This window comes from Streptomyces tyrfis (genome assembly GCF_037034285.1).
In the GTDB taxonomy this organism is placed as follows: Bacteria; Actinomycetota; Actinomycetes; order Streptomycetales; family Streptomycetaceae; genus Streptomyces.
Map to the genome: position 1 here is coordinate 144,833 of NZ_JBAGJZ010000018.1, position 6,162 is coordinate 150,994.

Consider the following 6,162-nt stretch of genomic DNA (forward strand, 5'->3'; position numbering starts at 1 on the left):
TGCCATGCGTGTGACCACGGACTACGACCGGTGCGTGGGCTCCGGCCAGTGCGCGATGTTCAGCCCCGAGGTCTTCGACCAGGACGACGACGGCCTCGTCCTGGTCCTCCAGGACGAGCCGGCCGCGCCCCTGCACGACAGCGTCCGCCGCGCGGCGGACCTGTGCCCGTCCCGCTCGATCCAGGTCCACGACTGACCCGCCCGGCGTTCTGGGCGGCGTTCCGAGGCCGGCCGCCGCCCGGAACGCCGCCCGCGAACCGGGGCTCCGGAGCGGGAAGCCGCGAGCGGGGGTTACGGTGCCCGCATGAGCGATCGGCGCCTTGCCCATGGCTTCACGGCGGTCGACGCGCAGCGTTTTCCCGCCGGGTGGGCCCGGGTGCTGGACCGGCTGGGCGACGAGCCGTTCTACGCGTCCTGGGGGGTGTCTGATAAATGAGTGCGGGAGAAGAGAAGGAGCGGGGTCCGGTGCGTGCGATCGCAAGGCGCCGGAGCGTCTGCGTGGCGGAGCCACGTGGGCGGTTCGGCAACGCCGCGAGCGTGCCTGCCGGACCCCGCGACGCCGCAGGTATTTGTCAGACACCCCCGAGGAGTTGGATGACTCCGGGCCGTTGATCTGGGGCTGCGGGGCGGCTCGGCGGAAGCCGTGGGAAGTCGATGACGAGCGCGGATCGGGGCCGGAGCCCGGACCGGTACGCCTACGCGGGCGGCTCGATCGTGACCGGTTCGCCCAGGTCGTAGAAGTGCTGCGTGGTCGTGGTCATCACGCCGCCCGCCCTGGATTCGGCCTGCCCGCCGTAAGGCGTGAAGTCGTCCCCGAACCAAACGATGTGCTCCCGCACGTTCGCGCCCAGGAACGTGTACGGCTTCTTGTTCACGATCCGCCACGCCTTGACGTCCTCCCCGTTGCCCAGGGAGATCACGGGCCGTTCCTGCTCCACGGTCCACTCCGGCGCCGACGCGATCATCTGGGCCGTCATCGCGGGATCGGCGAGCGCGCGATAGAGCTTCCCCGTGGCGGCCACCATCTTCTCCTGCGGGTCGGCGCTGTTCTCGTCCCCCTTGACCCACTTGCCGAGGCCCGGGGTCTTGATCCACTCGTCGTCGCCCTTGAAGACGTACGCGTTCTCCCCCTCCGGCCCGGTCATCGAGCCGGACAGGGCGGGCTCGTCCCCGAAGACGAACTGCGAGGTGCCCGACTCATCCCCCGACTGCACGGACTCCGTACCCGATCCATACGCCTTCAACGCGGCCACCAGGCACTTCGACAGGGCCGAACCGGCGAAGGTCGCCCCGCCCCCGAGCCGGAGGCCGCCGCACTCGGTCGGGGTGGTGAATTCCGGGGCCGATGCCTTCGGGCTGCCGCCCTTGTCCGTGGGCCGGACGGACGACGATTCCGTCCTCGTCGGCTCGGCCGAACCGTCCGACGAGGAGCATCCGGCCAAGGCGCCGACGGCGAGGAGAGTTCCTATGCACGCATACCGGCGCAGGCGTCTGGGTCTCATGTTGCTCGAACTCCACTGGTCACGGATGCCCAGCGGCCGCTGGGCATCTTGGGCTCTCACGGGTGGAACCGCCGCCCCGCGCCACGATGGCAAAGGTGCTCGCCCCATGGGCCTCGGACACGGACCCTCGTACTTTATCCGAGCCTTTCAGAGTGCGGTTCAGGCGCTTGGCGGTTGAGCCGACGGAAAACAGGGTTCCGGACCGAAAGAGCACGGTCAAAGAGCCGGCTGACCTGCATGCCCTCTTCGCGTGAGGTCACCTTCGACAGCGGGGCGAAGTCGTCCGGGGGCACGTCCAGCAGACTCCTGGCGCGGTCTCCTGCACGCAGAGTGCTCAACAGCTCGCTCGCACCGCAGCTGACGCGGAACGTCCGGGCGGTGGAACAGGCTGTGCCACAAGGCCGGCCACACGTAGTGGGTGCCATCGGGCGCCGCATTCGCTCGCACCCGAGCCGGGTCCGACCGCCGGCTCGGGCCGGGGTCGCACGCCCGCTCCTCCAGCCTGAACAGCGAGGCAGCCTGAACAGCGAGGCCGAATCGACGACTTTCAGCTCACGAGGCAACGGCTGATCGAAGCCCATCGCCCCTTGCTGCCCGACGGCACCCCACGACGAGGAGCCGACCCCGAAGTGTCATTCCGTCAGGAGTTCCAGGGGCGCGCGTAGGGCCGGGTCATGACCTCCATGTTGTGACCGTCCGGATCACCGAAGTAGGCGCCGCGACCACCGAACAGCCGGTTGATCCGGCCGGGTTCGGTATGACCGGGGTCGGCGTAGTAGGTGACCCCGACCACCTCCAGACGGGAGATGACGGCGTCGAACCGCTCGTCGGGGACGAGGAACGCGTAGTGCTGGGACTGGATCGGCTCGTCCCGCTTCTCGTAGTAGTCGAGCGTCACGCCGTTGCCGAGGTCGACGGGCAGAAACGGCCCGAACGGGGCGCCGACCTCCAGGCCCAGGATCGCGGCGAGGAACTCGGCGGACAGGTGACGGTCGCTCGCGTAGACGGCTGTGTGATTCAACTGGACGCCGCCCACCGGCGGTTCGAACTCATGCGGGTGCTGCTGGTCATAGGCCATCAGTGAGGTGTCTCCGGTCTTGGGATCCGCTGGAACGGGGCGCCGGATGCGGGCGGCCCGGGAGCTGAGACGCGGAGAGAGGGGCGGGCCTCGCGCCCGCCTCGTGCTCACGCCGAGGCCGGGAACCTCGCTCGTGCGTGGCCCATGGCCGACCCGGCAGTCACCTGATCGACCTTAGTGACCACCGCGGCCGGGGACAACACCGTTCCCCGGCTCTTCGCGGACGCGGGTCGAGTCACCGTCACGCCTGTGCCGGCGGGTCCTCACGGCCCGGCTGATCAGCACCCGGTACGCGGTGGCCGGGCGAGGCGGGGCGGGGCCCGGCCAGGGACTCGGCCTGCTGGAGGAAGAGCGGCAGCCACTCCTCGTACGAGGTGTTCGCCAGGTACCGCAGCGCGGTCTCCGCCTCCTTGCCGACCGGGGTGTGCAGGGCTGTGTCCCGGTCGTCGACGGCCGCGAGGATCGCCTCGGCCACCTCGGCGCAGTCCCCGGCGCCCTCCTGGACGCGGGTGAGGAACCGCGCGATCCATGCCTGGTCCGCGGTGTACGGGCCCGCGTCGGACGGCTCCGGCGGGGCGGCCCTGTCGGCGGTGTCGCGGTGGATGCGGGAGGCGAAGCCGCCGGGTTCGAGGCACACCACGCGAATCCCGAAGGGCCGGACCTCCGCCGACAGCGCCTCGCTGAGGGCGCCGAGGGCGGCCTTGCTGGCCGCGTAGAACCCGCCGTGCGGCACGGCGAACGTCCGGCCGGCGAGAGAGGAGACGTTGACGACGACGCCGCTGCGGCGGGCGCGCATGGCGGGCAGCACCGCGCGCACGGTACGCAACGGGCCCCAGAGGTTGGTCTCCAGCACCGCGCGCGCCTCGTCGGACGGCATGGTCTCGACGGGCCCGGTGCGGTCGATGCCCGCGTTGTTGACCAGGACGTCGATGGCGCCGTGCCGTTCCAGTACGTCGGTGACGGCGGCGGTCACGGAGGCGTCGTCGGTGACGTCCAGCGTGGGCACGTCGAGCGCGAGGTCCTCGGCCCGGGCGCGGCGGAACAGCTCGTCGGCGGTGGCCGGATCGCGTACGCAGGCGTGGACGCGGTCTCCTCTGCGGGCGAACGCCAGCGCGGTCTCCAGGCCGATGCCGCTGCTGCAACCAGTGATGAGGACCGATGTCATGACGGTACCGACCGCTTTCCTGGGTGTCGGGGGAATGTCCGGCGCGCGCGTGTGCTGTGCGGGAAGGGAAGGTCAGGAGCGCTGGGAAGCCTATGAACGCGCTCCCGGGCCTTCAGCCCCTACGGCCCCCTACCGGTCGCGGAACGCGGCCGTCGCCCGGGAACCGCCCCGGCCGACCACCGTCCGGCCGCCACCCGGTGAACCGCCTGGTCGTCACCCGGTGACCGCCCGACCCCCCGACCGCCCAGCGACCGCCCGGCCGTCACCCGCTGACCACCCGGCTCAGCCGAAGGCGGCGTGGAAGCGGTCGCGCAGGCCGGTGAGACGTTCGACGGGTTCGTTGGCGATGACCAGCCGCAGATGGTCCGCGCCGCGCGGGCCCCATCCCGTCATCGGGGTCGCCGCCAACTTTCCGCGCCGGAAGAGCCGGTCGGACGCCTCCGCCGGGGTCAGGCCCAGGGCCGTGGTGTCGACGAGGAGCGACCAGCCACCGTCCGGACGAACGCAGGGGTAGTCGGCCAGCTCCCGGAGGACGACATCGCGGCGCCGCTGCCAAATCCCGGTGGCGGCGGCGACATCGGCGTCCGCGTCAGGGGAGTTCAGGGCCGCGGCGACGGCTTGCTGGGCGATGCCGACCTGGCAGACGACGTTCGTCAGTCCGACCAGGTCGACGTCCGCCATGATGCGTGACGGGCCCACCACCCAGCCGACCCGCCAGCCGATCATGCGCAGTTCCTTCGACGCCGATCCCACGGTGATCACGCGGTCGGTCAGCCCCGGATGGCTCGCCGGATGCTCGGGAGGGCGCCCGTCGAACCGGATGCGTTCCATCGCCGCGTCGTAGACGACCCAGCAGTCGTGCGCGGCGACCGCGGCGGCGAGCGCCTCCCAGTGACCGTGGCCGAGCAGGGCGCCGGTGGGCATGACCGGGGACATGACGAGCACGGCGGCGGTGTTCGGTCCGACGGCCGCGGCCAGTTCGTCGGGATCGGTGCTCCATCCGGCCGGGCCGGGCGTACAGGACACATACCGGGGGACGCCGCCGACGAGACGGATCCGGTTGATCAGCCCGGCGTAGACCGGGTCGCAGACGACGACCTCCTGCCCGGGTTCCACGACGGCGAGCAGCACGTTGAGCACCCCGTTGAGGCCGCCCGCGACGCTCACGCAGTCGGTCGCCGGATCGTAGACGCGGCCGGCGATCCTGCCGACGTGCGCGGCCGCCGCGTCCCGCAGCGCGCTATGGCCCTGGAACGGCAGATAGCTGTTCGCGGCGTCGTCGTCGATCGCGGCATACGTGGCGTCGAGGGCGACCCTCGGTGGCCGGAGGTCCGTGTCGAGGTTCTCCAGCCGCAGCAGATCGGGGTCATGGGCGGCGTCGGCGGCATCGCCGATCTCGTCGACTCCGATGCCCGGGATGTGGCGCAGACGGGACACGCTCATGGTGATCACCTCATGGACAGCGGTCGGGCGGAAGGCGCGGGCCGACGACACGGGCCGGCGTTCCGGCACGGCGGATCCCTCCCCGCCCTGCCACCGACGGCGGGACCCGTCTTCCTGTTCCGTATACGGAACGTTCTGTTCGTGGAACAATAGGTCCCACGGAGAACGAGGTCAAAGGAGACGGGGCGACGAGCCCGGCGTGGAACGAGGAGGGGCCATGGACCTGGCCGGTCAGGTGGGCAACCGGTTGAAGGAGTTGCGCGTCGACCGGCGGTTGTCGCTCTCCGAGCTGGCGCGGAGGTCCCGGGTCGGCAAGGGGACGCTCTCCGAGCTGGAGAACGGGCGGCGCAACCCGACGCTGGAGACCCTGTACGCCCTCACCACCGCGCTCGACGCCCCGCTCAGCGCGGTCCTGCCGTCCGCCGCCGCCCCGCTCCCCGTCACGGGCCGGGCCGGAGTCTCCGGCAGCGCCGTGGACGCCGTGCTCGTCGAGCGGTTCGAGGACACGGACGCGGTATCGGAGGTGTTCCGGGTACGGATCCGCGCCGGGACGGTCCAGACGTCCGCCGCCCATGCCCCGGGCACCAGGGAACACCTCACCGTCCTGCACGGCACCGCGCGCGTCGGCGAGACCGCGTCTCCCCTTCTGGTGGGCCCCGGGGACCACGCCGCCTGGGCCGCCGACGTGCCCCATCTGTACTCCGCCCCGTCCGGAGACGTGGAGGCGGTCCTGATCGTGCGCTACCCGGCCCCGCCCGCAGACGGGAAGCGCGCCACGGCCGAACACCGACCGTGACCGCGTCCGGCCATGTCCGGACGCTCACGCCGACTGTTCACGACCGGCTGTTCACGACCGACTCTTACGATCGCAAGGCGTCGGAGCGTCTGCGTGGCGGAGCCACGTGGGCGGTTCGGCAACGCCGCGAGCGTGCGTGCCGGACCCCGCGACGCCGAAGGTATTTGTCAGACTCCCC

The 6,162-nt window shown here is 71.5% G+C and carries 7 protein-coding genes; 3 read left to right on the forward strand and 4 right to left on the reverse strand.

Features of this window, described 5'->3' with window-relative positions; all coding sequences use genetic code 11:
- The first annotated feature begins 4 nt into the window (after window positions 1–4).
- Together WA762_RS16380 and WA762_RS16385 are read left to right on the forward strand one after the other, a co-directional pair.
- On the forward strand, window positions 5–196 hold the full coding sequence (locus WA762_RS16380; protein ID WP_335936453.1) for a ferredoxin: 192 nt from the start codon (window positions 5–7) through the stop codon (window positions 194–196).
- 108 nt (window positions 197–304) lie between these two features.
- Window positions 305–436: a hypothetical protein gene (locus tag WA762_RS16385; protein WP_335936454.1), complete on the forward strand. Its 132-nt coding sequence runs from the start codon at window positions 305–307 to the stop codon at window positions 434–436.
- 259 nt (window positions 437–695) lie between these two features.
- Here WA762_RS16385 and WA762_RS16390 read toward each other — a convergent pair whose 3' ends face one another.
- The 4 genes from WA762_RS16390 to WA762_RS16405 form a co-directional block, all read right to left on the reverse strand.
- Window positions 696–1,502 (reverse strand): hypothetical protein, encoded by an 807-nt coding sequence (locus WA762_RS16390; RefSeq protein WP_335936455.1) that lies wholly within the window; start codon window positions 1,500–1,502, stop codon window positions 696–698.
- Window positions 1,503–2,142: 640 nt separating this feature from the next.
- Window positions 2,143–2,580, reverse strand: a complete 438-nt coding sequence (locus WA762_RS16395) for a VOC family protein (RefSeq protein WP_335936456.1) — start codon at window positions 2,578–2,580, stop codon at window positions 2,143–2,145.
- A 241-nt stretch (window positions 2,581–2,821) separates the two neighbouring features.
- Window positions 2,822–3,745 carry an SDR family oxidoreductase gene (locus WA762_RS16400; RefSeq protein ID WP_335936457.1) on the reverse strand — a complete coding sequence of 308 codons (924 nt, stop codon included), beginning with the start codon at window positions 3,743–3,745 and terminating at the stop codon, window positions 2,822–2,824.
- Between the two features lie 282 nt (window positions 3,746–4,027).
- Window positions 4,028–5,188: a pyridoxal phosphate-dependent aminotransferase gene (locus WA762_RS16405; protein WP_335936458.1), complete on the reverse strand. Its 1,161-nt coding sequence runs from the start codon at window positions 5,186–5,188 to the stop codon at window positions 4,028–4,030.
- A gap of 217 nt (window positions 5,189–5,405) precedes the next feature.
- On the opposite strand from WA762_RS16405, the gene WA762_RS16410 reads away from it, so the two are divergent.
- Window positions 5,406–5,984: a helix-turn-helix domain-containing protein gene (locus WA762_RS16410; RefSeq protein ID WP_335936459.1), complete on the forward strand. Its 579-nt coding sequence runs from the start codon at window positions 5,406–5,408 to the stop codon at window positions 5,982–5,984.
- Window positions 5,985–6,162 lie beyond the last annotated feature (178 nt).

Bases quoted from the DNA above. Each gene is read 5' to 3' on its own strand.
- WA762_RS16410 (WP_335936459.1), top strand. From the start codon at position 5,406: ATGGACCTGGCCGGTCAGGTGGGCAACCGGTTGAAGGAGTTGCGCGTC.
- WA762_RS16380 (WP_335936453.1), top strand. From the start codon at position 5: ATGCGTGTGACCACGGACTACGACCGGTGCGTGGGCTCCGGCCAGTGC.
- WA762_RS16395 (WP_335936456.1), bottom strand. From the start codon at position 2,580: ATGGCCTATGACCAGCAGCACCCGCATGAGTTCGAACCGCCGGTGGGC.
- WA762_RS16385 (WP_335936454.1), top strand. From the start codon at position 305: ATGAGCGATCGGCGCCTTGCCCATGGCTTCACGGCGGTCGACGCGCAG.
- WA762_RS16405 (WP_335936458.1), bottom strand. From the start codon at position 5,188: ATGAGCGTGTCCCGTCTGCGCCACATCCCGGGCATCGGAGTCGACGAG.
- WA762_RS16390 (WP_335936455.1), bottom strand. From the start codon at position 1,502: ATGAGACCCAGACGCCTGCGCCGGTATGCGTGCATAGGAACTCTCCTC.
- WA762_RS16400 (WP_335936457.1), bottom strand. From the start codon at position 3,745: ATGACATCGGTCCTCATCACTGGTTGCAGCAGCGGCATCGGCCTGGAG.